Annotated in this window: 24 protein-coding genes and 4 pseudogenes; 12 read left to right on the top strand and 16 right to left on the bottom strand. The window is 68.4% G+C overall.

All coding sequences use genetic code 11. The features are described from left to right. The first annotated feature begins 53 nt into the window (after nucleotides 1-53). Nucleotides 54-278 carry a hypothetical protein gene (locus ACZ4WQ_RS13380; protein WP_311728185.1) on the top strand — a complete coding sequence of 75 codons (225 nt, stop codon included), beginning with the start codon at nucleotides 54-56 and terminating at the stop codon, nucleotides 276-278. 391 nt (nucleotides 279-669) lie between these two features. Here the strand turns inward: ACZ4WQ_RS13380 and ACZ4WQ_RS13375 are convergent, their stop codons facing one another. Together ACZ4WQ_RS13375 and ACZ4WQ_RS13370 are read right to left on the bottom strand one after the other, a co-directional pair. Then, nucleotides 670-930, bottom strand: coding sequence for a hypothetical protein (locus ACZ4WQ_RS13375; RefSeq protein ID WP_311728187.1), 261 nt, complete (start codon nucleotides 928-930; stop codon nucleotides 670-672). After that, nucleotides 927-1,274: a hypothetical protein gene (locus ACZ4WQ_RS13370; RefSeq protein WP_311728188.1), complete on the bottom strand. Its 348-nt coding sequence runs from the start codon at nucleotides 1,272-1,274 to the stop codon at nucleotides 927-929. The genes ACZ4WQ_RS13375 and ACZ4WQ_RS13370 overlap by 4 nt, the downstream gene beginning before the upstream one ends. A gap of 1,255 nt (nucleotides 1,275-2,529) precedes the next feature. On the opposite strand from ACZ4WQ_RS13370, the gene ACZ4WQ_RS13365 reads away from it, so the two are divergent. The 3 genes and pseudogenes from ACZ4WQ_RS13365 to ACZ4WQ_RS13355 all read left to right on the top strand — a co-directional run bounded on the left by ACZ4WQ_RS13365 (nucleotide 2,530) and on the right by ACZ4WQ_RS13355 (nucleotide 5,142). Then, on the top strand, nucleotides 2,530-2,703 hold the full coding sequence (locus tag ACZ4WQ_RS13365; RefSeq protein WP_311729265.1) for a hypothetical protein: 174 nt from the start codon (nucleotides 2,530-2,532) through the stop codon (nucleotides 2,701-2,703). 511 nt (nucleotides 2,704-3,214) lie between these two features. After that, nucleotides 3,215-4,411: pseudogene (locus tag ACZ4WQ_RS13360) on the top strand (IS110 family RNA-guided transposase). A gap of 239 nt (nucleotides 4,412-4,650) precedes the next feature. Further along, on the top strand, nucleotides 4,651-5,142 hold the full coding sequence (locus ACZ4WQ_RS13355) for a hypothetical protein (protein WP_398372213.1): 492 nt from the start codon (nucleotides 4,651-4,653) through the stop codon (nucleotides 5,140-5,142). 55 nt (nucleotides 5,143-5,197) lie between these two features. Here the strand turns inward: ACZ4WQ_RS13355 and ACZ4WQ_RS13350 are convergent, their stop codons facing one another. The 4 genes from ACZ4WQ_RS13350 to ACZ4WQ_RS13335 all read right to left on the bottom strand — a co-directional run bounded on the left by ACZ4WQ_RS13350 (nucleotide 5,198) and on the right by ACZ4WQ_RS13335 (nucleotide 10,390). Next, complete coding sequence (locus ACZ4WQ_RS13350; protein ID WP_398372215.1) at nucleotides 5,198-6,376, bottom strand: IS630 family transposase; 1,179 nt, start codon at nucleotides 6,374-6,376, stop codon at nucleotides 5,198-5,200. 412 nt (nucleotides 6,377-6,788) lie between these two features. Next, nucleotides 6,789-8,480 carry a sensor histidine kinase gene (locus tag ACZ4WQ_RS13345; RefSeq protein WP_311729263.1) on the bottom strand — a complete coding sequence of 564 codons (1,692 nt, stop codon included), beginning with the start codon at nucleotides 8,478-8,480 and terminating at the stop codon, nucleotides 6,789-6,791. Nucleotides 8,481-8,603: 123 nt separating this feature from the next. Further along, nucleotides 8,604-9,422 carry an ABC transporter permease gene (locus ACZ4WQ_RS13340; RefSeq protein WP_398372218.1) on the bottom strand — a complete coding sequence of 273 codons (819 nt, stop codon included), beginning with the start codon at nucleotides 9,420-9,422 and terminating at the stop codon, nucleotides 8,604-8,606. Further along, entirely contained in the window at nucleotides 9,419-10,390 is a 972-nt protein-coding gene (locus ACZ4WQ_RS13335) for an ABC transporter ATP-binding protein (protein WP_385349361.1), read from the bottom strand. The genes ACZ4WQ_RS13340 and ACZ4WQ_RS13335 overlap by 4 nt, the downstream gene beginning before the upstream one ends. Before the next feature lie 253 nt (nucleotides 10,391-10,643). Between ACZ4WQ_RS13335 and ACZ4WQ_RS13330 the strand changes: the two genes are divergently transcribed. Further along, nucleotides 10,644-11,324 (top strand): response regulator transcription factor, encoded by a 681-nt coding sequence (locus tag ACZ4WQ_RS13330; protein ID WP_311729260.1) that lies wholly within the window; start codon nucleotides 10,644-10,646, stop codon nucleotides 11,322-11,324. A gap of 126 nt (nucleotides 11,325-11,450) precedes the next feature. Here the strand turns inward: ACZ4WQ_RS13330 and ACZ4WQ_RS13325 are convergent. The 3 genes and pseudogenes from ACZ4WQ_RS13325 to ACZ4WQ_RS13315 all read right to left on the bottom strand — a co-directional run bounded on the left by ACZ4WQ_RS13325 (nucleotide 11,451) and on the right by ACZ4WQ_RS13315 (nucleotide 13,383). After that, a pseudogene (locus ACZ4WQ_RS13325) lies at nucleotides 11,451-12,502 on the bottom strand (integrase core domain-containing protein). A gap of 319 nt (nucleotides 12,503-12,821) precedes the next feature. Next, nucleotides 12,822-13,085: a DUF2630 family protein gene (locus ACZ4WQ_RS13320; RefSeq protein WP_385349358.1), complete on the bottom strand. Its 264-nt coding sequence runs from the start codon at nucleotides 13,083-13,085 to the stop codon at nucleotides 12,822-12,824. Between the two features lie 136 nt (nucleotides 13,086-13,221). Then, nucleotides 13,222-13,383, bottom strand: a complete 162-nt coding sequence (locus ACZ4WQ_RS13315; RefSeq protein WP_385349355.1) for a hypothetical protein — start codon at nucleotides 13,381-13,383, stop codon at nucleotides 13,222-13,224. Between the two features lie 442 nt (nucleotides 13,384-13,825). Between ACZ4WQ_RS13315 and ACZ4WQ_RS13310 the strand changes: the two genes are divergently transcribed. Beyond that, entirely contained in the window at nucleotides 13,826-14,413 is a 588-nt protein-coding gene (locus tag ACZ4WQ_RS13310) for a hypothetical protein (protein WP_468022199.1), read from the top strand. Nucleotides 14,414-14,449: 36 nt separating this feature from the next. On the opposite strand, the gene ACZ4WQ_RS13305 is transcribed toward ACZ4WQ_RS13310, so the two are convergent. The 4 genes and pseudogenes from ACZ4WQ_RS13305 to ACZ4WQ_RS13290 form a co-directional block, all read right to left on the bottom strand. After that, a complete protein-coding gene (locus tag ACZ4WQ_RS13305; protein WP_398372224.1) occupies nucleotides 14,450-15,220 on the bottom strand; it encodes a pirin family protein in 771 nt (256 codons plus the stop codon). A 37-nt stretch (nucleotides 15,221-15,257) separates the two neighbouring features. Then, nucleotides 15,258-15,452, bottom strand: coding sequence for a hypothetical protein (locus tag ACZ4WQ_RS13300; RefSeq protein WP_398372226.1), 195 nt, complete (start codon nucleotides 15,450-15,452; stop codon nucleotides 15,258-15,260). A 164-nt stretch (nucleotides 15,453-15,616) separates the two neighbouring features. Beyond that, nucleotides 15,617-16,399, bottom strand: coding sequence for an MBL fold metallo-hydrolase (locus ACZ4WQ_RS13295; RefSeq protein ID WP_398372228.1), 783 nt, complete (start codon nucleotides 16,397-16,399; stop codon nucleotides 15,617-15,619). Nucleotides 16,400-16,726: 327 nt separating this feature from the next. Continuing rightward, nucleotides 16,727-17,276, bottom strand: a pseudogene (locus ACZ4WQ_RS13290) (MFS transporter); the annotation flags it as partial. 107 nt (nucleotides 17,277-17,383) lie between these two features. Here ACZ4WQ_RS13290 and ACZ4WQ_RS13285 point away from each other — a divergent pair. Next, nucleotides 17,384-17,590: pseudogene (locus tag ACZ4WQ_RS13285) on the top strand (leucine zipper domain-containing protein); the annotation flags it as partial. A 113-nt stretch (nucleotides 17,591-17,703) separates the two neighbouring features. On the opposite strand, the gene ACZ4WQ_RS13280 reads toward ACZ4WQ_RS13285, so the two are convergent. Further along, a complete protein-coding gene (locus ACZ4WQ_RS13280) occupies nucleotides 17,704-19,170 on the bottom strand; it encodes a non-reducing end alpha-L-arabinofuranosidase family hydrolase (RefSeq protein ID WP_398372230.1) in 1,467 nt (488 codons plus the stop codon). A 777-nt stretch (nucleotides 19,171-19,947) separates the two neighbouring features. On the opposite strand from ACZ4WQ_RS13280, the gene ACZ4WQ_RS13275 reads away from it, so the two are divergent. The 3 genes from ACZ4WQ_RS13275 (at nucleotide 19,948) to ACZ4WQ_RS13265 (ending at nucleotide 23,388) form a co-directional block, all read left to right on the top strand. Further along, nucleotides 19,948-21,378, top strand: a complete 1,431-nt coding sequence (locus ACZ4WQ_RS13275; protein WP_398372232.1) for an endo-1,4-beta-xylanase — start codon at nucleotides 19,948-19,950, stop codon at nucleotides 21,376-21,378. 100 nt (nucleotides 21,379-21,478) lie between these two features. Beyond that, entirely contained in the window at nucleotides 21,479-22,780 is a 1,302-nt protein-coding gene (locus tag ACZ4WQ_RS13270; protein WP_398372988.1) for an RICIN domain-containing protein, read from the top strand. A gap of 269 nt (nucleotides 22,781-23,049) precedes the next feature. After that, nucleotides 23,050-23,388 (top strand): hypothetical protein, encoded by a 339-nt coding sequence (locus ACZ4WQ_RS13265; RefSeq protein WP_398372234.1) that lies wholly within the window; start codon nucleotides 23,050-23,052, stop codon nucleotides 23,386-23,388. Nucleotides 23,389-23,473: 85 nt separating this feature from the next. Here ACZ4WQ_RS13265 and ACZ4WQ_RS13260 read toward each other — a convergent pair whose 3' ends face one another. Further along, nucleotides 23,474-24,499: an amidohydrolase family protein gene (locus ACZ4WQ_RS13260; protein WP_468022198.1), complete on the bottom strand. Its 1,026-nt coding sequence runs from the start codon at nucleotides 24,497-24,499 to the stop codon at nucleotides 23,474-23,476. 20 nt (nucleotides 24,500-24,519) lie between these two features. Beyond that, complete coding sequence (locus ACZ4WQ_RS13255; RefSeq protein WP_398372238.1) at nucleotides 24,520-25,410, bottom strand: NmrA family NAD(P)-binding protein; 891 nt, start codon at nucleotides 25,408-25,410, stop codon at nucleotides 24,520-24,522. A gap of 66 nt (nucleotides 25,411-25,476) precedes the next feature. Between ACZ4WQ_RS13255 and ACZ4WQ_RS13250 the strand changes: the two genes are divergently transcribed. Together ACZ4WQ_RS13250 and ACZ4WQ_RS13245 are read left to right on the top strand one after the other, a co-directional pair. Then, nucleotides 25,477-26,115 (top strand): TetR/AcrR family transcriptional regulator, encoded by a 639-nt coding sequence (locus tag ACZ4WQ_RS13250; RefSeq protein ID WP_385349333.1) that lies wholly within the window; start codon nucleotides 25,477-25,479, stop codon nucleotides 26,113-26,115. A gap of 497 nt (nucleotides 26,116-26,612) precedes the next feature. After that, a complete protein-coding gene (locus tag ACZ4WQ_RS13245; RefSeq protein WP_385349330.1) occupies nucleotides 26,613-26,810 on the top strand; it encodes a Rossmann-fold NAD(P)-binding domain-containing protein in 198 nt (65 codons plus the stop codon). Nucleotides 26,811-26,841: the final 31 nt, after the last annotated feature.

Below are 26,841 nucleotides of genomic sequence, written 5' to 3'. Positions count from 1 at the left end.
AGTTCGGATAAGCAAGCATCAGATGCCCCGTCTTGCGGCCAGATCCCGAGCAGATGCCCCGCCTGAAGGAGATCCACGCGAACCTGCTCGACCGGCTCCAGGAAGCCAAGGAACAAGGCTGGCTCGGCGAGGTCGCCGCGATCGAGGCCAGTCTCGCCGCCGCCGAGCAGAAGCTCGCCGCGATGCGCGAGGTCGCGGCCCGGCACACCGCCGTCCACCTCGGCATGCCCGACTTCCGTGCCACCGCCGGCAGACACACCGCCGACTCAGCAGAGTGACACCTCGCCGAGGTCCGCGACACGCCCGACGACGTCCTGCTCCCTAACTTCTCCACCACTACTTTCCGTGGTGGAGACGGGCTGGAAAACCAACTGAGGTCCGAGCTGGGCTAGTTCGGATAAGAGCAGTTGGGCTCGCTGGGTCTCGTTTTGAATGCCCAAGTATGGGCATGATCAGTGATCGTGGGTCTGCGACTGCTCTACCTGATCTTCTGCCGACTGCTGGGCTGCCTCCTCCGTCTTCGTCGGCAACGGTACAGCCGTCATCCCAACGCCGCCGCAAAGCCCACGGTCCAACACATTCGCCGAACGATGGATACGGAGCGGCGCAAGCATTCCGCCCACCGGCATCCTCGGCAGCCTCGTCGATGGCGCTGGAAGGAGAGCAACGTCATCCGTACCAGGTGATGTTGCAGACATAGATGCAGTGGTGGCGTGGTACTGAGAGGAAGCTGATGAAGCCGCGTCCGCCGAGAATGTCGAATTCTCGGAGTCCGCCTTCTCGGTCGAAGGGTCGACCTACCTTTGCCGCGTCGACTCCCAGCGCGGCGAGTTCGGTCGCCAGCCGTTCGACCTCTGCCACGACGCCTGGTGCAAGTCCGTCGGCGACGTGCTCCTCGCTTGGGCTGTACTCCCAGGTCCAGTCGGTCACAGCCCGGCCTCGGCCTCCGCCGCCTTGCGGATCTGCTGAATTTCGTGGATGGCCGCCGTCGGGTCCTGTTCGGCCATATCGACAATCTGCTCGAGTTCACGGAGGTGGGCGGCGCGTTCCGGATGCCGCTCGATGGCGACGAATACGGCCCATGAGTGGACGAAGGCCCGCAGGGGTGCGAGGCTCTGTGTCTGCTGTGCGTTTGTGGTCGCCTCGAACAGGTGCTGAGTGAGCGCAGGGATTCTGCTGGGAGCGATCCGAGCGACAGCTGCGCGGAGGGCGTCAGGGGTGAGGTCAGGCATGGGGATAAGGGGTCCATACGGGCCGTCTGGCTGCGCGCTCACGATGACCTCCGGTACGTGGTTTGCTCGTCGCACCATACCGTGGGGGCGCGGCAGCCGTGGGTGACTCCAGTCTGCTCCGCACGCCGTCGCATGGCCTATCTGTCGCGGTCGGGGAGTAGCTGATTGCCGCGTTCTCCGTAGCGCGCAAGAGCGCAGTTCGGATCCGAAACGAGCGCTACGGTGCGGTACGAATGGTTGCGGAGAGTGGTCACTGGGCTGGGGGTCAAGGGGTTGCAGGTTCAAATCCTGTCGTCCCGACCAGCATCATCGCAGGTCGGAGGCCGTTTCCGCGGGTAGCGGAAGCGGCCTTAACCATGTCCGGGCTGGGAGCAAGTGGGAGCCCTCTGGGAGCCCTCGTGCTCCCAACTCGCAGATGTGTCAACCGTGTCCGATTCGTCCGTCACCCGATCCGGTAGACCTACAACGCCGTACCGCGCCCTTGTGCGCCGTCGTCAACCGTAGGCCCCCGACGTCACCCGATCGATGCGGATGCATTCTGCATCGAGAGGCATAAGAACCCCTTGTCGGCTCTCGACCCCCTTTCGGGGTGGGAGCACGGTCTCGTGCTCCCCATGCGACAAGGGGAGGGTGAACCGCTGGTGATCTCTTCGGGCCGGTTTTCGCAGGCAGCTGGCACGTGGGGTTTCTGGCTGCCGGGGTGCGCCCCGCGTCAAGGCAGGGCAAAGCCCCTTGTCGTCCGCCGGCAGATGGGGCACTCCCAGGGCGTGAGCGCCGTATCCGGCTCTGTGGCGCCGTAGCGAGACAGCCGGCAGGTGCCCTCGCGCGTTAAATAGTGTGCCAAGCGACTGCTGGGCTGGCCGCAGAGGGTCTCCGCAAGGGGGCGAGGCTCCGGCCCGGTCGTCCTTGGGATGGAGGGCCAGCGGGATGGCCGGGCCGTGCCTGGACGGTGGCGCGCGAAGTGACGAGCTGCTGGCCAGGGGATCGCGACAAATCTGGTGCTGCCGTTACGCGGTGACGGTCGGTTGAGCCTCTCAACTTGTGCCGGGTCGCGGTGCCCGGCCCTTCGCGAGGGGAACTGGATGGATACGGCAACCGTGATCCTGGCCATCGACGCGGTTTCGAAGCCGAAGGCATCGAAACCCTGAAGCCCGCCTCACGGCCTCGCGGATGAACGCGATCTGCGAGAGAGCCATCGGGACACCGCGGCCTGAACTTCTCGATCAGGTGCTGCTTCGGAACGAGACCCACGATCGGCAAGTCCTCCACGTCTACGCCCGGCCAGCGAGTAACAGGTATGTGGCCTGATCTGCCGCGACGGGTTTCTGAACGGCACACGCTGAGCGCCCGCCTCGCGCGGCAGCAGGAGGCTTACCGTGAGGAGGTGGCGAGGCTGCGCAAGGCCCTCGAAATCGCGCAGGGCGAGAGCCTCGACCTGCGCAGGCGCCTGGCCCGCTACGAGGCAGGCTGAGTCCGCAAAAGGGCATGTCCCTCCGATTGCCGACAGTCATCAAATTCCCCACCCCAAGTGGGTTCGGCGCCAGGCAATTCCCCACCCTCGCGGTCTCGTTTCTCCATGGCAGGGACAAGGCATGCTCATGTAGAGGGCTTGAAGCAGCAGGTCCTCGCCGATCCGAAGCGTTCCGCGCGATGGTCGTCTCGTGCGGCCCGGCCTCCATCCAGGGCTCGAAGCAGGACCATGGGGCCGCGGTGGCGCCACACCGGGGCCTTGGCCAGTGTGAGAGTCAGGGGGCTCTACGTTCTTGATTGGGTTGATCGAGCCATTCGTAAGGTTGGGTCGCCCAGGGGTGCTGGGTGTGGCTATCAGGCGGCTGCCGTCTCGTGGCTCCCCCCGCTTCGCCGCTCGGCACCCCACGACGACTCGGCCGCCGATTAGGAAGTGCGAACAAGTCGCTGCGTAGAGCAATGCCGGCGAGGTCGTCCGTGGCGCGAAGAGTACGAACGAGCACGTCAGGAGCACGATGAGCCGGATATGGGCGGGGATCGACAGCGGCAAGGGGCACCATCACGGCCTCGCCCTGGACGCGGACGGCAAGACGCTGTTGTCGCGACGTGTGGCCAACGATGAGCCCGAGCTGCTGAAGCTGATCGGGGATGTCCTGGACCTGGCCGACGGACGGCAGGTCACCTGGGCCATCGACATGACCGGCGGGGAACCCGCGCTGCTGCCGGCCCTGCTCCTCGGCCACGGCCAGGAAGTCCTCTACATGCCCGGCCGGCTGGTGAACCGGGCATCCGACGGCTACCGCGGCGAGGGCAAGACCGATGCCCGCGACGCCTACGTCATCGCCGACCAGGCCAGGATGCGCCGCGACCTGCGACCCATCCGCCACGGCGACGAAGCCGCCATCGAGCTGAAGCTGCTGACCGGCCGCCGGGCCGACCTGGTCGAGGACCGCACCCGCCTGGTCAACCGCCTGCGCGGCACCCTGCTGAGCATGTTCCCCGCCCTGGAGCGGGCCCTGGAGGTCACCAACACGGGCCCGCTCAGGCTGCTGACGGGCTACCAGACCCCGGCCGCGATCCGCCGGGCCGGCGTCACGCGGCTGGCGAAGTGGCTGGCCAACCGCAAGGTCCGCAGCGCGTGAGCCCTGGCCGAAGCGGCCGTTGAGGCCGCCGAGCGGCAGAACACCGCCGTCCCCGGGGAGAAGATCACCGCGAAGCTGGTCCACACCCTGGCCGAGGAGGTGATGACCCTCAACGAGCAGATCTCCGAGATGGACAAGCTCATCGAGGGCCGGTTTCGCGAGCACGAGTTCGCCGACATCGTCCTGAGCGTCCCCGGCATCGGCGCGACCCTCGGAGCCGAGTTCCTCGCTGCCGTCGGCGGCAGCCTCGACGAGTTCGACTCCCCGGACGCTCTGGCGGCCTTCGCCGGCGTCGCCCCAGCACCGAGGGATTCGGGCAAGGTCAGCGGCAACCTGCACCGGCCGGTCATCTACCACCGAAGACTCCAGCGCGTCTTCTACACCTCCGCGCTGGTCAGCGTCCGCTGCGACCCGAACTCGCGGAAGTTCTACGACCGCAAACGCGCCGAAGGCAAGAAGCACGTCCAAGCCGTGCTCGCGCTCGCCCGCCGACGCGTCAACGTCATCTGGGCTCTGATCCGTGACCGACGGTGCTACCAAGTCACACCTCCAGTGACTACGGCCGCTTGACAACAGCATTAGTGGTCAGCTCCGGAAGTCCTTCGGGGGTTGATCAGGCTGCCAGGCCGACGGAGGATTCTTCTTGTCGGTCAGCAGGTGTGTGTCGCTCGAGCAGGGCCAGCAGATCGTCCAGGTCGGAGGTGGTGAACCTCCACTGGAACGGCTGTGCGGTGGTGTTGTAGCGGTCTTCGTGCTCGGAGCCGGTCCCGGTCTGTTGGGCCGGCGCCTGCGGCAGCTAGGGTGCCGCCATGGCCACCACCCGCGCCCCTCGACCCTCCCTGGTGCAACCCAGGGGGGCGTGCTTCACGTTGTTCACCTCCCTGTTCGCTGCGGTCCTGGCGCTCGGCTCGGGGGGCGCGGCGGTGTTCTGCGCGGTGTCGGTGGCCACAGTCGACGGTGCGACCCCCGCAGTGGCGATTCCGGTGGTTCTGGCGCTGGTTGCAGCGGCCGTCGCGCTGGCCATGGTCAAGGTAGTTTTCCTTCTTTGGGACAACCGGCGCGCGACTGTGGAACTGGCCGCTGTCGGCGTCGACGCGACGGCCCTGGTCCTCTCGGCGGTCTTTTCGCCGCTGGGGGGCGAAGAGCGCCCCGACGTCCGGCTCCTTGTGCGGATCAGCGGACCCGGGTTCGAGCCGTTCGAGACCGACAACACGGTGGAGGTCCATCTATATCCCGGTGTTGCCGAGGGCGCGGTACTGCCAGCCCGGGTCAACCCGGCCAACCTCAACTTCTCGATGTAGCCGGCGCTGCCCTGACCGGCACGGATCCGTTCGGGCCGACGGCGCAGCATAGTGGTCAGCTCCGGAAGCCCTTCGGGGGTTGATCAGGCTGCCAGGGCGACGGAGGATTTTCTTGTCGGTCGGCAGGTGTGTGCCGGTCGAGCCGGGCCAGCAGATCGTCCAGGTCGGAGGTGGTGAACCTCCACTGGAACGGCTGTGCGGTGCTGTTGTAGCGGTCTTCGAATGCTCGGAGCCGGTCCCGGACCTTGCTGAGGTCAGAGAAGTTGTTGGGCGTGACAACCTTGCGCTGGACGATCGAGAAGAAGATCTCGATCTGGTTCGTCCAGGACGCGTGCACGGGGGTATGGACCATGACCGTGTTCGGAAACGCCGTGGTCAGACGGTCGATGGCCTTCTCTCCTCGGTGGGAGGAGCCGTTGTCGACGATCCAGAAGACGCATCTGGCACGCGCGTAGGGCTCTGTGGTCATGACCTGGTTGACCAGGGCCATGAAGGGCACGATGCCGGTCTTCGGTTCGCAGCGGCCGAAGACCTTCGCGCGATGGACGTCATAGGCGGCCAGGTAAGCCAGCGCACCGCCGCGGTCGTATTCGTGGTTGACACGCATCGCCCGGGCCTGCCCTGGCGCCAGGGTCGGGTGGCAACGGCAGCGCGCCTGGGTGGAGGTCTTCTCGTCCGCGGAGATCACATACTCGCCCTCGCCCAGCGGGACGCCGTCGAAGATGCGGGCGTGCAGGTCCAGCACGCGCGCGGCCTTCGGCCGGAAATCCGGGTCGCGCACGAAGATCCAGGACCGGTACTGCCAGGGCTTGATCGCGTCGTCCTTGAGCCAACGCCGCACGGTGGAGGGGGAGATCGACCCGGCAACGGACCGGGCAACCACCTCGCGAGCCAGTTCCGGACACGACCAGCGCGACAGAGGCGCGCCCGTCTCGGCGGGTAACTGGCGAGCCAGCACCTTGACTTCGGCAACCTGTAGCGGTGTGAACGAGACCGGCCGGCCAGACCGCCTACGGTCGGCGAGGGCCGACAGGCCGCCGGCGGCGAACCGGCCCCGCCACGTGCGCACCGTGTCCACGTGCATCCGGGTCTGCGCGGCTATCCGGGCGTTGGAGCGCCCCCGGGCCGCCAGCAGCACGATGGTTGCCCGCTGCCGGGCCTGATGCGGGGTCTTGCGGCCGTAGGCCATCTTCTTCAGCCGGTGGCGCTCGGCCGCGGTCAGCGCGACGGGCACGGCGGGGGCGGGGGGCACGGGATGAAGGCGGCCGATTCTTCGGGGGCGGCAGGGATCGGGCCGACACCAGGCCGTACCCGTCCCCATATCTTGCAACGGCACGCCAACGCCCCAGGCACCGTCTCGCACGTCCCGCAGGCTTTACCTCTCCGTCAACCCCCGAAGGACTTCGAGCGTCGACTAATTAGGAAGCGGGGGACGAGGGCCCGAGGATGACGATCGGCGCCTCGGCCTCGGCCGGGCGACGAGGCTTTGCTCCGAGTTGCGGCTGGTTCTTCCTCGACCGGACCTCCGCAGCAGCAGTCGCCGCTGGTGCAACTCGGGCGACTGCAGCAACCGCGAGCGCGCTCGCCCCACTACGCACGCACCAAGCACCCGCGGTGACGCGAAAAACGCCGCTCCCAAGGGATGATCAGGGCTGGCTTGCGGGCACGGTGTCCTTTGCCACCAGCGTGTTGTGGGACCAGCAGAGCCGGTAAAGGTCGACCTCGTGGAACAGGTCGCGGCTGGAACGGTAGAACTCGCAACGGGCGCCGGGCGGCCGGGGTGCGGAACGGGCGTGGTCGGGCGGGTAGGGGTAGGCACGGGCCGGCAGCAGCGGGGCGAGTTCGGTGCGCGGCCGGCCGGTGGTCAGCTCGTCGAACCGGGATGGTGGCAGCACGCTCGTCGTCAGTTGCCAGGCCAGGTAGACGGCGGCGGGCACGAAGAAGGCGGCTGCGACGACAGGCGCCGCGAAGGCGGCGGCGGAGCGGCGGCGGGCGGCGCTCCGTACGGAGACGAGCCGCTTGGCGGACTCGGAGACGGTGTCCGTGTCCGGAGCTGGGTGGAGAGCAGTCTCGGACGGCAACGCGGACCCGGTGCGACGCCCGTGGGTCCTGGCCTGTGTTCCGGGCGCCGTCCCGGGTCCCGGTGCCGGTGTTCTCGGACGGGCCGTGGCCTGGTGCGGGAGGACGGCGGTGACGCGGAACCCGCCCTGATACGGGCCGCTCCACAAGGAGCCCCCGAGAACCGTCACCCGCTCCCGAAGCCCCATCAGGCCCCGGCGGCCAACGCCAGATGTCGGGCCTTCGGCCGCCTGCGCCGGCCCGTCAGCCGGTGGAGCGGCGTTCACGACGCTCACGCGGGTACGGTCGGCCTCGTGTGTGATCCGCACCCGGATCGCACCGTCCGGCGCGTGCTTCATAGCGTTGGTGAGGGCCTCCTGCACCACCCGGTACATCCCCCGTTCGGCCAGGGGGGACAGCGTGGGCCCCGCCCCGCTCCGCTCCCAGCGCACCGGCACCCCAGAGGCGACTGCCCGTCCGAGGAGGTCCTCGATGGTGTCGTTGAAAGGCAAGCCCGCACCCGTTTCCGTCCTGGGCGGGTCGTGCAGGACTGCGACGGTCTCCCGCAGTTGCTCCACAGCGTCCGCGATCGTCCCGCGCAGCTCGGCGAGGTCGGCGCGGTCGCGGTAGGTGAGGTCGGGGGAGAGTTCCAGGGCCCCGGCGCGCAGGGCGACCAGGCTCAGGGCGTGGCCGAGGGAGTCGTGCATGTCGGCCGCGATGTCCGCGCGTTCGGTCAGCCGCGCCCGCTCGGCGACCAGGTGTTGCCGCTCTTCCAGGCTCCGGGCCAGCCGCCAGCCCTCCCGCACGAGTTCGCGTCGGCCACGCCAGTGGCGTCCGGCCAGCCAAGGCAGCAGGAGGGCGGCGGGCAGCACGGTCAGCGCGTAGAACCACCACACGGCCGGCGTCCGCAGCACCGCGCACGTCGCGAGATCGGCCGCGAGACACCCTGCGAGCACCAAGAGCGGGCGCCGTGCCGCGGTGACCCGGGCGCCCAGCAGACAACTGAGGGCGGCCAGCGACAGGACGTGGGCGTTGGCGGGGGTCGCGGAGTCAGCCATGCCCAGCGCGCACAGCCCGTTGACCAGGACGACCGCGGCCCCCGGCCGGCGGCGGGACAGCGGCACGGCCACCGCCAGGACGGCCAACGGGAGGAGCAGGTCCAGGGCCGGCGAGGCCGCGCTCGCGTCCTGGAATCCGTAGCCGGTGGCGGCGGCGAGCACGCCCCACAGGGCCACGTCGCCGCAAACGGACCTGACGGGGGGTATGCGAGTGTGCAGCATGGCGCGTCGACCGTCCTTCCGATGGCTGTCCTCACCTGCCCGTGTCGATTCTGTGGGACGGGCTGGGAGACCCGACGAGGGGGTGGGCGCGGTGAGGGCGTCCGGGCCGGTTCCGACACAGGGTCAGGCGTCCCGGCGGCGTAGCACGTACAGGCCGATCAGGTGCGCGGCCGCGGCCCACGCCGCCACGATCAGGACCGCCGTGACCGGCGTGAACGGGGCCGCGGCGCCGATGCGCATGAAGTGGTCTCCGGCTCCGTGCGGCAGATGGTCGTTGACGTCGGCGAGCGTCGGGCCTCCGAGCCCCAGGAGCACGCTCGGCAGTGCCCACAGGAGTGGGACGAGGATCGAGAGCGTGCCGGCCGGGTGGCGCGTGGCGAACGCCACCCCGACGGTCAGCACGGCGACCAACGCCTGGTAGAGACCGATCGCGAGGACCTGTCGGAGGCTCTGGCCGACCTCGAAAGAGGCCCGTCCGTCGAACGCCACCCAGGCCACCATCGTGCCCAGGACAGCGAACGTGGTGCCGACGACGAACGCGACCACGGCCGCCACCAGTGCCTTCGCCGCCTGGAACCGGTACCGCAGGGGCACCCACAGCAGAGAGGCCCGCACGCTCCCCGTCGAGTATTCGGAGGTCACCGCGACCGTGGCCAGGACGACGACGGCGAACTGGACGAGGACGGCGGAGGAGGCCGCCGCGTTCCCGACTGGCTGGACCGGATCGTCGTTGATGCGGGCGATCGAGGCGTAGTAGTAGGTGAAGACGCCAGTGATCGCGAGGCCCGCCAGAAGGCAGAAGTACGGGGATCGGACGGACCACAGTTTGGTCCACTCGGAGGCGACCGCCCCGGCGAAGCCACCGGGTGCGCCCCGGCCAGGAGTGTCGGGCACGGCCCGGGGCGGGTCCGTCCGCCTGCCGGGTGTCGTCGTCGTGGTCACTGTCGTCCCCCTTCGTTCGGCGCCGCGGCCGCGTCGGTCGTGTCCGCGCCGCTGCCGACCGTCGTGTACTCGACGCTGCGCGCGGTCAGGTCCATGTACGCCTGCTCCAGCGAGACCCGGACGTCGCTCAGCTGGTGCAGACGGACCCGGCATTGGTGGGCCAGGTCGCCGATCTCGGCGGCGGTGCGGCCCTCGACGGTGAGTTCACCGGACGCGGACGTCTCGACGCTCACCCCGTCGGCCGTCATCAGGCGGCGGACCAGCGTCGCCCGCTCCTCAGGGTCGGGCGCCAGGGCGCGCGCCGACGCGGGCGAGGCTGCGGCGAGGAACTCCGTCATGGAGGTGTCGCTCAGCAGTCGGCCCCGTCCGATGACGACGAGGTGGTCGGCCGTCAGCTGCATCTCGCTCATCAGGTGGCTGGAGAGGAACACGGTGCGTCCTTCCGCCGCCCGTTCACGCACGAGTTGGCGGATCCACCGCACGCCGTCCGGGTCGAGGCCGTTGACCGGCTCGTCCAGGACGAGCACGGGCGGGTCGCCGAGCAGGGCGCCCGCCACCCCGAGTCGCCCGCTCATGCCGAGCGAGTAGGTGCCCGCCGGCCGGCGGGCCGCCTTGGTCAGGCCGACCGTCTCCAGCACCTCGTCCACGCGGCGTACCGGAATGCCGTTGGCCCGTGCCTGGGCGACGAGGTGCGTGCGGCCGGAGCGGGCCGGGTGGACGGCACGGGCGTCCAGCATCGCCCCCACCGCGCACAGCGGCCGTCGCAGGTCCGCGTAGGGCCGGCCGGCGATCAGGGCCCGCCCACGGGTGGGGTGGTCCAGGCCCAGGATCATGCGCATCGTGGTGGACTTTCCGGCCCCGTTGGGTCCGAGGAAGCCGGTCACACGGCCGGCCTGGACGTCGAATGTCAGCTCGTCCACGGCGAGGGTGTCGCCATAGCGTTTGGTAAGTCCTTGGAGGGTTATCACGGAGTTCCTTCGTGTCGGTCGCGGACTGCGGGATGCGGCACGGGGGAGTCGGCGGTGGCGCACACCGGCCGAAGCGTGGCGGGGGCGGCCACCGCGTTGCCCGTACGGAAGCGACGCTAGGAGTCCGCGGCGCGGGCGCCCATTGGTCGAACGGCAGCAGCGTCCTGCCCTTCGTCAGGGGTGTGCCCCGCCCCGGGGTGGATCTGTGGGGCTTGCCGTTCGCACGGTGGTGCCTCGGCCGTAGGCTCGCCGTGTGGAAGAGCCGACACCGAGCAGCCGACCGGTCCGGGTCCTGGTGGCCGACGACGAGGCAATGGTCCGGGCGGGTGTGCGGGCCATTCTCGCCAGGGACCCGCAGGTCGAGGTGGTCGCCGAGGCGGGGGACGGGCACGAGGCCATCGCGCTCACCCGCCAACACCGGCCCGACGTGGTCCTGTTGGACATCCGGATGCCCGGACTGGACGGGCTGACCGCGGCGGCGCGGCTCCACCGGGAGCCGACGCCGGTCGGTGTGATCATGCTGACGACCTTCGGCCAGGACGAGTACGTCGCCCGGGCCCTGGAGGAGGGCGCCGACGGTTTCCTGCTGAAAGCGGACGACCCGAGGGAACTTCTCAACGGGGTACGGGCGGTGGGAGCGGGCGGGGCCTACCTGTCCCCGCGGGCCGCCGGCCGGGTCATTGCCAGGCTGCGCGCCCACCGGGCGGCACATCCCCACCGCTCGCTGGAGCGGCTCACGGAACGGGAGCGCAAGGTGCTGGCCGGACTCGGGGCGGGGTTGTCCAACGCGGAGATCGCGAGCCGACTGCACCTGGTCGAGGGCACGGTGAAGGCGCACGTCAGCGCGGTACTCGCTAAGCTGGGCGCGCGCAACCGGGTGGAGGCGGCCATCGCCGCGTACGAAGCCGGCCTGGTTCTGCCACGCAGTGGCTGACCCGGTGCCGGCGTTCCGCCACGTGCCGATCAGTCCTCGGCCACAGAAACCCCCGAGTATCTGGGGGTGGCGCGGCGGCGCCCGCCAGCTTGTCTCTGCCCTTGCCGGAAACTTCATTCGTGCAGGTCAAGCCGAGTTCCGGTACTCGTGGAGGATGCCGCCGAGGCGATCGCGTCGACGTATGTTGAGGCGGGCTCATGTGTCCGGGGCGTCGATCGGCGGGGGCAAGGGGTGCAGCAGTCTGGCGTTGGCGATGCCCTGGTGTGGTCGATGTCCGTTGTAGAACTGCTCGAACTCGCGCAGGGAGTGGAGGAGGTGTCGTTGGTTCCAGATCAACGTCCGGTCCAGGAGCTCGCGGCGACGGGTCTGTATCCACCTTTCCGTGATCGAGTTCATTCTTGGGATCTGGATGCCGCTGAGGACGACGTCGATCCCTGCGTCCTTGAGGACGGCATCGAAGAGGGCGGGGAACTTCCCGTCCCGGTCCCGGATCATGAACCGTGCGCGGCAGTCGAGGTCCTCGAGGTCCATGACCAGGTTCTTCGCCGCTTGTGCTACCCACGTTGCGGTCGGATATGTGGTGGCGCCCAGGACGCGGATGCGGCGACCGCCGTGTTCGATCACCACGAGCACGTACATCCGTACCCCGAAAGGGCGACTGTTTCCATGAAGTCGCAGGCCAGCAGGGCATAGCCTGATGGCGAAGAAAGGTGGCCCAGGTGCTGGAGTTCCGCTCGGGTGCTGGGTCGATGCCGGCCTCCTTCAAGATCTCCCAGACGGTGGACGCGCCCACCTTCACCCCCAGCACAAGCAGCTCACCGTGCAGACGCCTGTACCCCCAGCTCGGGTTCTCCTTCGCCGGCCGCAGCACCAGGACGCGGATCAAGCGCACCGTGCGCGGCCGTCCCGGGCGCTTGGGCTGGCAGGAGGAGGCATGGCGGCGCGCGACGAGGGTGCGGTGCCAACGCAGTACCGTGTCGGGGGCGTACGAGCAGCAGTAACCGTCGCAGGACGTGCAGTGGCAGCCGGTGCAGCAGCGCCGCCAGGAATGCCCGATCGCTGGGCGTGAACCGGACCTTGACCTTGCCGAGTTGGCGTTCCAGCACGGTGACCTGGTGGCGCAGGGCGAGGATCTCCGCGTCCTTGTCCCGGTCGGTCATCGGCAGCAGACGAAGCATCGCGAACGCGTTCGTCACACCGAGATAAGCCAGTCACAGCAGCACGGTCGATCATCTTGCCGCGGGTCAGCGCCGGCCTCGCGAGAGCGCCTGTTCTGGCGACCTCGCCGGTCGACCTCCGGTACACCGCGCGCACCACCTCCCACCAGGGCGGATGACATTTCCGGCAACCGCAGGGGCATCCGCCGTTGCGCACAGAGCATCCACGGCCGGCCGATTACTCGTGAGGAGCACGCGCGGAGGGTGCCCCCTCCACAGAGTGATCGCCCTCCGCTCCGCGTCGCCCAGTCGCTGCCTGCACCGGTGCGCCGGCCGTCGGTCAGGAGAGGTAGTCCTCCACCTCCGAGGCCGACCGCACTCCCGCCTCTTCCGGGTCCTGACCTGCGGCGACCCGAGCCCGCCGCTGCCGCAGCAGATCCCAGCACTGGTCGAGTTCGGTCTCCAGCCGGGCCAGGCGCGCGTGTTCGGTCGACTGGTCGATGCTGTCCTGCGCCAGGCGGTCACGCAGGTCCTTCTCCTGGCTGATCATTTCCGTTATGCGGCCGAGGATCTGCTTTTCGGCCTCGGCTTCGGATCCCGTCATGGCTCTCTCCCTGGACGGCGTGGCCGTTCCCGGCGACCTGGCAGCCTACCGGTCCCGCCACGGAGACTCTCGGGCGCTGAACTGCGGCGCCGCATCTTCAGACTACTGTGACCACGTCCATCAGCACGGCGCCGGATCAGTCGGTCCAGGCGTTGAACGGCATGTTCAAGCCCTCCGCCCCGGTGAGGTGGACGATGATCGAGCCCCCCTGTACCGGCTCGGGCCCCGGTGTCTCGGTCAGCCGGCCCTCTTCGCCGCCGTGCCGTCTCCCGCTGGCCGCCCGGTTCGTGCCGGTCACGCTCGACGGATCGACTCGCGAACGGCCGGCCCGGCCCCGCCGCAAACCTCGCCGCAGGGCCACGGCCGCCGACCTCTCGGCCCCCTTTCCCGCCCGGCTTCCGTGCCGAAACCGGTCGCTCCCCGCTTACCGGGACTTTCCCACGAAAGCATTTGCCACGCCCCCGGCGCGCACCAAAGTCGCGCTGGACTACTGACCAGCCGTTCCCGGAAACCAGGAGCCGTCCTGCGCGGCCACGATTCGAATCGAGGCCTACGCCACGCAGCGCAACACACTCCTGAAACTCTCGCTGCATGCAAGAATTGATGCTTGATGGACAAAGGGACGGCAGATTGACTCAACCATGACGGAATCCTGCCCGGAACAGCCGCGAGGTCCGGGCCCGAATGAACCACTGCGGCTCAGTGCCGCCGGCGCGGCCGCATCAGCCTGGATCACTGTGTTGACCACCGAGCACTACAACATGCAGACGCAACGGGCCGCCACGATCAGCGAAGCCAACGGACGGGCCAGCATTTTCCTCGGCGCCCTGTCGGCCGGCCTCATTGCTCTTGGGTTCTATGGTCGCGCCGGGCACGGTGCAGGGACGACCACCTTTTACATCCTGGTGCTGTCGTCGCTGGCGTTCTTGGGTGTGGTCACCTTTGTTCGCTGCCTGGAGATCTCTATTGACGACTGGGAGTTCAATGTCCGTATCACCAGACTTCGCGCCACGTACGCGGAACTGGTTCCCGAACTGGCCGACCTGCTCGTCGCTGTGGCCGGTCACGAGCAGGCCGTGGCCATGTTGACGCCGCGCCGACAGCCGTTTCAGCGGATGCTCAGCGTTGCGGGCAGTATTGGTGTGATCACGAGTGTCGTCATCGGTGCCGACGTTGGCGTCCTGGCCTACGGACTGCATGCCCCGCTCGCCACAGCTCTTCCCGTGGGAGTAGCGGCCGGACTCGTTATGCTCGTCGCGAGCATCCGCTTTCAAAGCTCGCACTGGAAAGGGGCTTCTGCCACCGACCCTTCTCACGGCAGCATTTAGAGCACACCCGATGCAAAGATGAGCCCGAGTTGACTTTTACCAGCCTTCGGCAGTGGCGTGCATTTCCCAGACGAGGATTTCGGCGGGTTCGTCGGCGGTGATCCGCTGGCCTCCGGTTGCGGTGAAGCGCACGGAATCCCCGGCTTCGAGTTTTCCGGATGCCTCCAGCGTGACGGCACCGCGGGGAACGAAGAGGTGAAGGAACGGCGCCTCGGGAAGGAGCACCGAGTCGCCCGGGTTCAGTCGTGCCGCGTGCAGTCCGGCGTACTTGTTCTTGATGCGGATCGCCGATGCGTCGGCATGCCGGTCCATTCCCGAGGCCACGGTGACCAGGCCGCCGTGCAACAGTGCATCGTCGATCTCCAACTGTTCGTAGCCGGGAGTGATGCCCTCCTCATCGGGCACAACCCACATCTGCACGAAATGCACCGGGTCGGTGTGGGGGCTGACGCCCTTGAGTCGCCAGGAGTCGTTCTTCTCCGAATGCAGGATGCCCGTCCCGGCGCTCATGCGCTGGGCGAGCCCGGGGTAGATCAGCCCGCTGTGGCCGGTGGAGTCCTGGTGGACCAGTGATCCCTGCAGCACCCACGTGACGATCTCCATGTCCTGGTGTGGATGCGTTTCGAAGCCGGTGCCGGCGGTGACGATGTCGTCGTTGTTGACCAGCAGCAGTCCATGGTGGGTGTTCTGAGGGTCGTAATGGTGCGAGAAGGAGAAGGAGTGCTTGGAGTCAAGCCAGGAGAGCTGTGTTTTGTACCGTTCGTGGCTGCGGCGGATGTCCACCGTCGGTTGCAGAGCAGCGGCCATCGCATGAGTCCTTTCCGCCCCCGGCGAGCCGCCGCGCTCACGGCCGTCCCCGGGCGCCGGGCGGAACTGTCACCGCCGGCACAACGTTGGGGGGTCCCCGGTCGGCGACGTGCAGCTGTGTGCAGTGCTGGTTGGCGATCTCGGCGCAGATGTCGGCCGCCTGCTCGCAGAGGGGGTTGCCGAAGTCCGCGGCGGTCAATGCCATGATCATCTTGTAGCGGAGGTCATCCATGTCCGCCTCCGGAAGTTCTGGGGGTCGGCAGCCTCCAGGCTAGGCGCACCCGCGTGCCGCCGCCATCCGTACGTGTTCTCGACGGCCTGGCGGCGATCAGCAGTCGCGCCACTCGGTGGGGGAGAGCAGCGGAGCCACAGCTGTCTCTGTTTCCGACGTTCGGCTCAGGCGGGGGGCGCGCCGAAGAGGTACTGGTTGCCGATGTCGATCAGGACCGTGCCGTGCCAGGCAGGGTAGCGAGCCACGATCGCCTGCTTGTACGCCTCCCCGTCGTCGCCGAGCAGCTCGCTCGCGTCCGCGAGATAGCGGCGCATCTCGTCGAAAACCTCGGGCCCGGCGGGCAGGCCGTGCCCGCCCAAGACGGTGTCGTACGCGGGCTGGGCGGCCAGGTCGTCCACTGCCTTGGCCCAGCCGGTGATGTCGTTGTTGCCCAAGAAGAGGTGCATGGCGTGGTAGACGAGGTCCTGCGCGACCAGGACGCCCTGCTCAGGCAGCTTGATCACCAGCTGGTCGGCGGCCTCGCCACCGTGGTGGGCCTCGAAGACGAACGGGATGCCGTCAATGACCTCGGCGCCCGGGACGATCTCGGCGGTGGGAGTGATGTCCGCGGACGGGATGACGGCGCCGGTGGGATCCTGGCCGTCGCCCTGGGCGGCGATCTGGCCGCGCACCGCGGCGAGTGCGTGCACGGGTGCGCCGAAGCGGGCGGCACCGTTGAAGTGGTCGGGGTGGGCGTGGGAGACGATGAGCCGGTCCAGCGGCTTGCTCAGCCCCTTCACGTAGGCCACCACCTCGTCCGCATACGCCAGGGAGTACTGGGCGTCGACGGCGATCACCCGCGCCGGGCTCTCGATGAGCTGAGTCGTGACGTTCAGGCTGTCGTCGGGAGCCATGTAGCTGTGGATGCGCACCGCTCCCTTGTCGATGACCGTGACCGTGCCGTCCATGAGGGTTCTCCCGCTGGTCGAGGGGTGGGTGGCTTTTGACCGCCTCACCTTCCAGCTTACGAAGGCGTTGTCCGTGTCGAACGGATCGCCGTCGACGTGGCCACCGGTCACGTGGTGCAGATTCCCAAGTTCGAGTCAGCGATGGCCGGCCACCTGAACAGCGACCTCGACTCCTTCAACCGATGCGTCGCGGCCGTGATCCCACGCTCTCGTCGCGGCTTGCCGCCGCATTGGTGTGCTGGAACTGGCGGGCGCCGCCGGCGTCGCGCTCGGGCCGGCCGTATCGCTGCTGGGCGGCCTCGTCGGCACCGGGCTTCTCTGGGCTCCTTCGGTCCGCTCCTGGAGGTGCTTGGTAGCCGCCTTGCAGCCGGGCAGGACAGCCAAGACGATCAGAGCGCCGGCGGCCATGATGATGCCACCGATGAGGCTGGTGTGCGCCACGCCGTGGGTGAAGGACTCGTGCACCGCGTCCACCAGGGCCTGGGTCTACTGGGGCATGGGCTGGGGCATGGCGCCGGGGGTCTTGGCGACCTGCTCGGCGACCGCGAGGCCCGCGCCCACCGACTCCTTGGCGGTGTCGAGGGCGTCGTGCGGGAGCTGACTGCCCACCAGGTCGGCCAGCTTGTCCTTGTAGGTGGTGCCGAGCAGCGAGCCCAGGACGGCGATGCCCAGGGAGCCGCCCAGTTCCAGTGAGGTGTCGTTGGCGCCACCGCCGACGCCCAGTTCGGACTCGGGGAAGGAGTCCATGATGGCTGTCGGTGGCGGGGGAGACGCTCAGGCCGATCGCGAAGCCGAGCAGCAGCAGCGACGGCAGGAAGTCGGTGTAGGTCGAGCCCTTGTCGATCTGGGTGAGCAGGAACACGCCCACGGTGCCTAGGTGTTCCCGGGACGTTGGTGACACGCGTGCTGGGTGCTTGAACAGGTGAGGGCCTTCTGGTTTCGGTGGAGATTGCGACACCTACCGCCGATGCCCAGAAGGCCCTCGTGTCCCACCGTAATGCCCCGCTGACGCCGACGGGCAGGCTGCGTCTGGCCCGGTGTGTCGTCGAGGACGGCTGGCCGCTGCGTCGGGCAGCGGAACCCTTCCAGGTCGGCCACACCACCGCCGCACGCTGGGCCGGCCGCTACCGGCAGTGGGACGCCGAGGGCATGCACGACCGCTCCAGCCGCCCCACCACCGGTAGCAAGCGCCACCGGCGGCGGCACCGCGTTACGGGATGGCCCACGGGCTGGTGAGCGTTGCCAGCCCCCGCGCTCCGTCGACGTATGGGCGCTGACGTTGTCGCGTGACCCGGGTCACGCCGTCAGCGCTGCAGTGTCAGCAGACCCGGACGGTAGGGCAGGAGGCCGTAGTCGCCGCCGGAGTTGGGGCTGCGCCCCTGGTAGAGCAACTGCAGATTGCAGGGATCGACGGTCATGGTCTGATCGGGGCTGGTGCGGATCAGTTCGCCATGGCTGATGTCGTTGGTCCAGGTGGCGCCACTGTTGGCCTTGCCGGCGAAAGGATTGCTCTCGGTCGCGGCCTGGGGTGTCCATGAGCCGTTCAGACTGGTGGCCGTGAACGAGCGGAAGTAGCGGCCCTGCGAGCCGATCGCCTCGACGATCATGAGGTAGCGGTTCTGGCCCTGCAGCTTGTAGACCTGCGGGGCTTCGAACAGGTTGTTCGTCGTATCGCTCATGATCACTGTCGAGGTTGTGCCGAAGCTGCCCGGGAAGTTCCCGATTGGCATACTGGCCCGGTAGATCTTGCCGTTGTCACCGGCGAAGAACAGGTACATGTTCGTCCCGTCACCGATGAGCGTCTGATCGATGGGTCCTGTTCCGGAGCCGGAGATGCTTCCGGAGAAGAGCACCTGCTGGGATGACCAGCCATTCGGGTTGGTGGGGTCGCTCGACGTCCGGTAGGAGAAGGCGGTCCCACCCCACTGGTAGGCGAGCACCCAGATGTTCTTCGGCGCGAAGTAGAAGAGCGTGGGCGCGACGGTGGAAGCCGACATCGTGTTCTGACTGGCCGAGGCCATCTCCGGCCAATTGGTGAACAGGCCGAAGTTCATCGAACCCCAACTCGTCCCCGTGTCGTGCGTCGTCGCATAGACGAGTTGCCTGCCGTTGTAGGGGACGACGGTGAAGTCCTTGAGCGAGACCCACCCCGGCTTGGGCTGCGCCAGCGCGCCCGTTGATGTCCAGCGGTATGTCGATGGAAGATCGCACGGGCCGGGGTTGCCGCCGCCGACCTTGACGAGCTGCCACTGCTGGTTGGTGCCGCCCCAGTCGTCGTACTGGACGACGTTCGCGTTGTCGGCGGTGGAGGCACCTTGTACTTCGAGGGCCTTGTTGCTGTGGCGCGAAATGAACCTCACGTAGCCATCCGAGCTGTCGGCCAGCTGCCACTGCTGGTTGGTGCCGTTCAGGTCGGCCCACTGGACGATCGAGCCGCCGTTCGCGGTGGACGAGTTGTGGATGTCCAGGACCTTGTCGGAGTGGCGGGACTTGATGCGGTAGTAGCCGCCCCCGGAATCGACGAACTGCCACTGCTGCTGGTTCTGATCGTTCCTGGTCCACTGGGTGATGCGGGCGCCGTCGTCGGTCGCCATGTTGTAGACATCCAGGGCCTTGCCGCTGTTGCGGTTGACCAGCACATACGAGGCGTTGAGGTCTACGGTCGCCGCGCCGGCGGGCTGGGCACCGAGGAAGGTAGCCATGAGCAGCAAGGGCGCAAGGACGGAGAGTAAGCGTCTCAGACGGACCGGGGACGGGTGGCGAAACCACATAAGAGGGCCTCCTTTGGGGGCGGGGGTGAGGTGACCTCGATGAACCGCGGAGCGCACGTGCCGGGGGACAGCAACAACCTGGAAATTTTCGAACAATTTCCGGATGCTTTGACGCCACAAGCTAGGAATGGGGGGCCCTCTCGTCAAGGCCTGTCGCCGATCTGTCCACAAACAGCGCCTCCCTTTGGGCTTGACACGTCAAGCAAGTGGCGTCTGCGCAGCGTCCCGACCCCGATCCCGACTCTGGAATGTTTCGGGCGAGGAACCGAAAATTTTCTGCGGGGAGTATTGACGATCCATCGTCAATGCCTCAATCATCCCTGTCTGAGAAAGCGGTCATAGTTCGAGATATCGAACCACGTCAGCCCTGAGCAATCTGTGCTGCACGGCAGATCCATGCACAGCTGCACGACAGATCCGCGCACCCAAGCACCTGCGCCACCCCGTTTCGTTCCGGTGAGGTTCGCACCAGCGCCTCCTGGCTCTTCGCGCAGTTGGAGAGGTACGCGACGCCGCGGGGCGGTCCCCCCCCGGCTGAGCTGCGATGGAGTACCCCATGCCTGTATCGAAACACCGCCGCTGCCCGCCGTACGTCACCCGACGACCGACCGGGTGCCGTCCGTGCCGGTTGAGATCGTCCCGGTCCCGTGATCGTGGTGTCCGGTGATTCCGTGCTGCCCGGGTTCCGGCCCGCCCCGTCCATCTGCCGAGTGGGAGCGGACGACGCATTCCCCTGCGCTTCAGTCCTTCCGTGATTCCTACCTTGGAGGCACAGCCATGGGCTCGTATGCCCTTCCCAGACGCGTTATCCGCCAGAAGATCCGCGGCCTGCTGTTAGCGCTGGTCGTCGGCGTCCTCGGTGCGGTCGCGACACTGGTCGCGCCGCCGACCGCACACGCCGCCGAGAACACGCTCGGCGCCGCGGCGGCGCAGAGCGGCCGCTACTTCGGCACCGCCATCGCCTCGGGCAGGCTGGGCGACTGGGCGTACACGACGATCGCGGGCCGTGAGTTCAACTCGGTGACGGCCGAGAACGAGATGAAGATCGACGCCACCGAACCGCAGCGGGGCCAGTTCAACTTCACCGCCGGTGACCGCGTCTACAACTGGGCGGTGCAGAACGGCAAGCAGGTGCGCGGTCACACCCTGGCCTGGCACTCCCAGCAGCCCGGCTGGATGCAGAGCCTCAGCGGCAGCACACTGCGCCAGGCGATGATCGACCACATCAACGGCGTGATGGGCCACTACAAGGGCAAGATCGTCCAGTGGGACGTCGTGAACGAGGCCTTCGCCGACGGCAGCTCGGGAGCCCGGCGCGACTCCAACCTGCAGCGCACCGGCAACGACTGGATCGAGGTCGCCTTCCGCACCGCGCGCGCCGCCGACCCGGCCGCCAAGCTCTGCTACAACGACTACAACGTCGAGAACTGGACCTGGGCCAAGACCCAGGCCATGTACGCCATGGTCCGGGACTTCAAGCAGCGCGGCGTACCGATCGACTGCGTCGGCTTCCAGTCGCACTTCAACAACGACAGCCCCTACAACAGCAACTTCCGCACCACCCTGCAGAACTTCGCCGCCCTCGGCGTCGACGTGGCCATCACCGAACTCGACATCCAGGGCGCCTCGGCCACGACCTACGCCAACGTGACCAACGACTGTCTGGCCGTCCCGCGCTGTCTCGGCATTACCGTCTGGGGTGTGCGCGACTCCGACTCCTGGCGACCGGAGCACACGCCGCTGCTGTTCAACCGCGACGGCAGCAAGAAGCCCGCCTACACCGCCGTCCTCAACGCACTCAACGGCGGCTCCTCTACACCCCCTTCGGATTCCGGACCGATCAAGGGCGTCGGTGCGGGCCGCTGCCTGGACGTGCCCGGCGCCAGCACCACCGACGGCACCCAGCTCGACCTGTGGGACTGCCACAACGGCACCAACCAGCAGTGGACGTACACCGCCGCCGGCGAGCTGACGGTCTACGGCAACAAGTGCCTGGACGCCGCCGGCACCGGCAACGGCACCAAAGTCCAGATCTACAGCTGCTGGGGCGGCGACAACCAGAAATGGCGCCTCAACGCCGACGGATCCATCGTCGGCGTCCAGTCCGGCCTCTGCCTCGACGCCGTCGCAGGCGGCACCGCCAACGGCACCCTGATCCAGCTCTACTCCTGCTCGAACGGCAGCAACCAACGCTGGACCCGCACCTGAGAGGACCTGCCACAAACGAAAGGGTGAATCGATGAAGACCTACGGTGCGGCTTCCCTTGCCCCTCCACGAAGACTTCGCTGGTGGTCCCGGGTCGCCGCCGTGGTGGCGGCGACCCTCGCGATCGGCATGGTCGCCGCGGTGAATCCGGCGCCCGCCGAGGCGGCGACGGTGGACACCAATGCCTGGTATGTCCTGGTCAATCGCAACAGCGGCAAGGCGCTGGACGTCTCCGGCGCGTCCACCGCCGACGGCGCGCAGGTCAGCCAGTGGACGCGCAACGACGGAGCCAACCAGCAGTGGCAGTTCGTGGCCTCCGGCGACGGCTTCTACCGCCTCAAGGCCCGGCATTCGGGCCAGGTTCTCGACGTGGCCGACGCCTCGACCGCAGACGGTGCCGCGATCCAGCAGTGGGCCGACCACAACGGGGCCAACCAGCAGTTCCGCCTGGCCGACTCCGACGCGGGCCACGTCCGGCTGATCAACCGCACCAGCAGCAAGGCGGTGGAGGTGCAGGGCGCCTCCACCGCCGACGGCGGCAACGTCGTCCAGTACACCGACTGGGGCGGCGCCAACCAGCAATGGCAGATGATCAAACTGTCGTCCGGTGGCGACGGCGGATGCGGCAGTGCCCCGACTCTGGCGAGCGGTACGCACACGATTCAGAGCGGCGGTAAGAGCCGCAGCTTCATCCTCAGGGTTCCCGCCAACTACGACAACAGCCACCGCTACCGGCTGATCTTCGCGTTCCACTGGCGGGGCGGAACGGCCGGCGACGTCGCCTCGGGCGGCACGAGCGGGAACGCCTGGTCCTACTACGGCCAACAGGAACAGTCGAACAATGGCGCGATCCTCGTCGCCCCCCAGGGCCTCGGCAACGGCTGGGCCAATTCGGGCGGTGAGGACATCACCTTCGTCGACGACATGATCCGGCGAATCGAGGGCGGCCTCTGTGTCAACCCGGCACAGCGTTTCGCCACGGGATTCAGCTGGGGCGGCGGTATGAGCTACGCACTCGCATGCAGCCGGGCGAACGTCTTCAGGGCCGTCGCGGTCATCTCCGGCGCTCAGATCAGCGGGTGCAGCGACGGCACCCAGCCCATCGCCTACTTCGGAATCCACGGCATCAGCGACTCCGTCCTCAACATCGCGCAAGGACGGTCCCTGCGCGACAGATTCGTCAGCAACAACGGCTGCACCCCCCAGAGCCCGCGCGAGCCCGCGCCGGGCAGCCGAACGCACATCACCACCACCTACGCGGGCTGCCGTGCCGGATACCCGGTCCAATGGGCCGCGTTCGACGGAGGCCACATACCCGGTCCGGTCGACGGCTCCCCCGGCGAGAGCGGCGTCGCCACTTGGACCAAAGCAGAGATCTGGAGGTTTTTCTCACAGTTCCAGTGACATGCCCGAACCACGGAGTGGACCCAGGATGATCCTGGCTCCACTCCGTGGGATCAGCTTTGTGCCGCCGTTCACGCCGAATCGGAGCCACTGGCCCCACCGTCCTTACTGGCTCAGGCGTTTCAGGGTCAGTCCAGTCTCTTGAGGCGCGGGACCCGTCGTGATCTCGAACACTGGCCTGCCTCGGCCGAGCTCAGGGTGTACTGGGCCATAAGCGACCGGATGTCGAGAATGCTGACCGGAACCTCCACCCCCGCCTGGCGGGGCGTATGAGTGGTGGGGAATCGCCTCTGGCAGCGGTGTTGGCCCGGCTGGAGGAGCGTGAGCGGGAGATCGCCGCGCAGGCCGAGGCGGCCCAGGAACGCATCGCGGAGTTGACCGCGCAGTTGGATGGACTCGGCAAAGCTGCCGAGGAGATCCGGATCACCCGCAAGACCCTGCTGGAACTGCCCGAACCTCAACCGCCCGCGCCGCCGCCCGCCCAACTGCCCGACCATCCGGCCTACCAGCAGATCATGGCGGTGTTCGCCCAGGCCGACACCCCGCTGTGGGCACGCCAGGTGCCTCCGGCTTGGGCGGCGACGGCCTCGGCGTGGACGGTGTGGTAGCCGAGCATCCCAGCGCCGCACCGCCGCCTCCGGCGGCGCCCTGAGCCGCGGCGGGCCGAGGTGGTCGGCCCGCCGCGGCTACCGGTCAGAGCCCGAACAACTGCTCTGCGTTGCGGTGGGTGATCGCCGCCCGCTCCTCGGCGGTGAGGTCGAGCCCGTCGATGAAGTCCGGTACCTTCCCGAGCTGCAGGAAGGGATAGTCGGTTGACCAGATCACCCGGTCGAGTCCGATGGTCGAGCGTACGAACTCGAACTCGGCGCGGTGCTCCATGCCGCTCGGAGTGACCCAGACGTTCGAGCGGTAGGTCTCGGTGATGGTCCGCGACAGCCCCGTGTCACCCGGCGACAGCACGTCGTCGAGGCGGTTCAGGAAGAACGGCACCATCTCGCCCCAGTGACCGCTGACGACCTGCAGGTCCGGGAGACGGTCGAAAACCCCGCCGAGGATCATCCGCAGCACCTGGATCCCGGCCTCGTGGTGCCAGCCCCAGCTGCCCAACGACAGCTCCGCCGTGACCTTGTCGCCGAACCCTGCGTAGTACGCCTGCTGGACCTGGGGAACCGGGACGAACGGGTGCACGTAGAGCGGCACCCGCAGCTCGGCGATCCGGGCCAGGACCGGCCGGTACACCGGGTCATCGAGGAACCGCTCGCCCGGCCGGCCGAGGATCAGCACCCCGCGCATGCCGAGCCCGGACACGGCCCGGTCCAGCTCGGCGACCGCGGCGGCCGGGTCCTGCCACGGTAAGGCCGCGAACCCATGCAGCCGGTCGGGGTGGGCGGCCACCGCCGCCGCGAGGCGGTCGTTGGCCGCGCGACACAGCGCGATGCCCGGATCGGCGGGCACCATCTGGACCGGGCTCGTCCAGGACACGATCTGCACGTCGATGCCATGGTCGTCCATCCGCCGGATCCGGTCCTCGCCGAGATCGGCGCCGAACCGGTACGCGGTCGCCTGGTCGACCGCGGGGGACCGCCCGGGACCCGGCCGCACGGGCGCCGAGCTGGTGCTCTGGATGCGCAGATAGGGCGCCTCGCGGGCGAGCATCGGGCCTGCGGCCTCCATGATCGCCAGGTCGATCGCGTGTTCCTCGACACAGATGAGAGTCATCTCGTCCTCCTGTGGTGCGGTCAGAAGCGGGCCGCGTCGACGGCGGGTCGGAGGACCTCCGTGCACCACTGACGGAAGGTGGTCGGCGTGCTGTTCTCGGCGATGCGGACGACGCCCTCGTCGAGGCCGTCGATCTTGGCCCTCGCCATGTCGGCCATCGCCCGAGCCATGCCGGGCGACGCGCCGAAGGAGAGCATGGCGGCCTCCAGCGACGCAGCCTCGACCTGCACGTAGCGCACCGGGATACCGAGCACGTCGGTGATGACGGCGGCCATGTCGTTGCCCGACAGGTCCTCCGGGCCGAGCACCGGGACATCGGCGAACCCGGCCCAGCTGCGGTCGAGCAGCAGGCGGGCGGCGGCGGTGCCGATGTCTCGGGTGGCCACCAGCGGCAGCTTGCGGTCGGGCGCGAAGGGCCCCGAGATCACGCCCTCGCCCAGGATCGTGCGGATGTCGCGCAGCGTGTTGTCCATGAAGGTCGGGTTGGCGAGCGAGCGGTAGTTCGTGACCGTGGCGAACAGGTCGTCCATGGCCAGTGAGGCGGTGACGTTGCCGGCCCGGCCGGCGACGGCGGTCCCCCGGCCCAGCGCCGAGACCCCGACGACGTGGCGGATGCCGTGCGCGGTGACGGCCTCGACGCCCGGCCTGCTGGCCTCGACGTAGGAGGTCATCACGTCGGGGGCGCGGAGGTCGCTGGGCATCAGCCAGAACACCGCGTCGGCGCCTGCGAAGGCCTTGTCGACCACTGCGGCGTCGCGATGGGAGCCCTCCACGAGCTCGACACGGTCGCGGACGGTGGGAGAGAGTCGCCGCGGGTCGCGGACGACGACCCGGACGGGCTCGCCGGCGTCGAGCAGCTGCTCGACGACATGGCGGCCGATTTTGGCGGTGGGTGCGGTGACGACGATCATGAGCAGTCCTTTGCACGGCGCAACATGTAAACTCAACTGTACCGTTTACTTCAGGGAGGGGTCACCATGGTGGCGCGACGAGGCGAGAAGCTCCGCGAGCACATCCTGTGGACCGCGAAGGACGTGTTCCTCGAGGCCGGCTTCGAGCGCACCTCGATGGACGTCGTCGCCCAGCGGGCCGAGACCTCCAAGCGCTCGCTCTACGCCCACTTCCCCAGCAAGGACGCCCTCTTCTCCGGGGTGGTCGCCCTGGTGCGCGAGCTCTACCTCGACCGCCTGGGCTCGCCGGAGTGCTACGTCACCGCGGAGCGGGCCGATCCGGCCGACGCCCTCGTGCGCTACTGCGGGCGGCTGCTGCAACTGCTGCTGTGGTCCTCGTCCCTGCGCACGCTGCGGATGGGGATCGCGGAGGCCGAGCGGGTACCCGAGATCGCGTCCGGCTACTACGAGGCGGTCTTCGAGGCCCCCATGGCGCGTATCGGCGCGTATGTCTCCCGGACCTGGGGCCTGACGCAGGAGGAGGCGCGGGAGGCGGCCGAGATCCTCGTCGGCCGGACGGTCTACCCCGGACTGGTGCAGGGCCTGCTCGGCGTGCGGGAGCCGATTGCCGAGCGCCCCGACGAGGCCACCCTCGCCGCCGACGTCGACCTCGACCAGATCGCCGCGAGCGTCCGGCGACTCGTCCTGGGCGAACCAGCGTCCTAGCCTCAATACCGGTAAAGCCTCCCTGTTTCGCTTGGAGTCGGCTGGGCCGGGTTGATTGGGTTGGGCGGGGCTTTTCGCTGTCTGTCGGCGGGTGGGTGTGGCTGGGGCCCGCGGCGGGCGGCCACGTGCAGCAGGCGGTAGCGGAGTTCCTTCGGTTCTGTGGCGGCCAACTCAACGTCCAGCAAGAAGGTCTGGGTCCAGGCAAGCAGGTCGAGAGTGCCAGCAGCCCTCGAGCAATTCCCGGCTCAACGGCGGGTCGATTCGCAGGTGGCAACTGCGGAGTTCGCCGTTGGTCCAGGTGCTCCGCGAGTGGCGGACGGGTCCGATGTAGACGGCTGGACCGTCGACCCGGACGAACAAGTGCGCCGCCTGGTCCAGATCCGGTTCCGGTCCTGCGAACGGTTCGCGAGATCGAGTGTCACGCTCACGTCAACGATGTCCGAACGCTGCGGGTGCCGATACATCATCCACGCAGCTCAGGCCGCATGCTGGTATGCGTGGAGGGTTCTGCCGAGTCGGTCTCTTCGGTCGATGTTCAGGTGGGCGAGCTGGGCTTGTCGCGTGATGAAGCCGGCGGGCTGGTGGCCGGCCACGCCGGGTGGGTCGTCGTCGGGTGCGCGTTCCTCGACTCGCCGGCGGCGTCGTTCGTCACCGGCGTCGAGATCCCGGTGGACGGCGGCTTCTCCGCGCACTGATCTCTCCTCGCTCAGGATAGGGGCGCGCCGA

This window comes from Streptomyces sp. NPDC028305 (genome assembly GCF_055569495.1).
The sequence above is the reverse complement of the archived record's forward strand: the minus strand, read 5'-3'. Positions and strand labels throughout refer to the sequence as shown.

Bases quoted from the DNA above. Each gene is read 5' to 3' on its own strand.
- ACZ4WQ_RS13260 (WP_468022198.1), bottom strand. From the start codon at position 24,499: ATGACTCTCATCTGTGTCGAGGAACACGCGATCGACCTGGCGATCATG.
- ACZ4WQ_RS13280 (WP_398372230.1), bottom strand. From the start codon at position 19,170: ATGTGGTTTCGCCACCCGTCCCCGGTCCGTCTGAGACGCTTACTCTCC.
- ACZ4WQ_RS13275 (WP_398372232.1), top strand. From the start codon at position 19,948: ATGGGCTCGTATGCCCTTCCCAGACGCGTTATCCGCCAGAAGATCCGC.
- ACZ4WQ_RS13250 (WP_385349333.1), top strand. From the start codon at position 25,477: ATGGTGGCGCGACGAGGCGAGAAGCTCCGCGAGCACATCCTGTGGACC.
- ACZ4WQ_RS13265 (WP_398372234.1), top strand. From the start codon at position 23,050: ATGAGTGGTGGGGAATCGCCTCTGGCAGCGGTGTTGGCCCGGCTGGAG.
- ACZ4WQ_RS13365 (WP_311729265.1), top strand. From the start codon at position 2,530: ATGTGGCCTGATCTGCCGCGACGGGTTTCTGAACGGCACACGCTGAGC.
- ACZ4WQ_RS13300 (WP_398372226.1), bottom strand. From the start codon at position 15,452: ATGGATGACCTCCGCTACAAGATGATCATGGCATTGACCGCCGCGGAC.
- ACZ4WQ_RS13345 (WP_311729263.1), bottom strand. From the start codon at position 8,480: ATGCTGCACACTCGCATACCCCCCGTCAGGTCCGTTTGCGGCGACGTG.
- ACZ4WQ_RS13255 (WP_398372238.1), bottom strand. From the start codon at position 25,410: ATGATCGTCGTCACCGCACCCACCGCCAAAATCGGCCGCCATGTCGTC.
- ACZ4WQ_RS13320 (WP_385349358.1), bottom strand. From the start codon at position 13,085: ATGACGGGATCCGAAGCCGAGGCCGAAAAGCAGATCCTCGGCCGCATA.
- ACZ4WQ_RS13380 (WP_311728185.1), top strand. From the start codon at position 54: ATGCCCCGCCTGAAGGAGATCCACGCGAACCTGCTCGACCGGCTCCAG.
- ACZ4WQ_RS13295 (WP_398372228.1), bottom strand. From the start codon at position 16,399: ATGGACGGCACGGTCACGGTCATCGACAAGGGAGCGGTGCGCATCCAC.
- ACZ4WQ_RS13355 (WP_398372213.1), top strand. From the start codon at position 4,651: ATGGCCACCACCCGCGCCCCTCGACCCTCCCTGGTGCAACCCAGGGGG.
- ACZ4WQ_RS13305 (WP_398372224.1), bottom strand. From the start codon at position 15,220: ATGGCCGCTGCTCTGCAACCGACGGTGGACATCCGCCGCAGCCACGAA.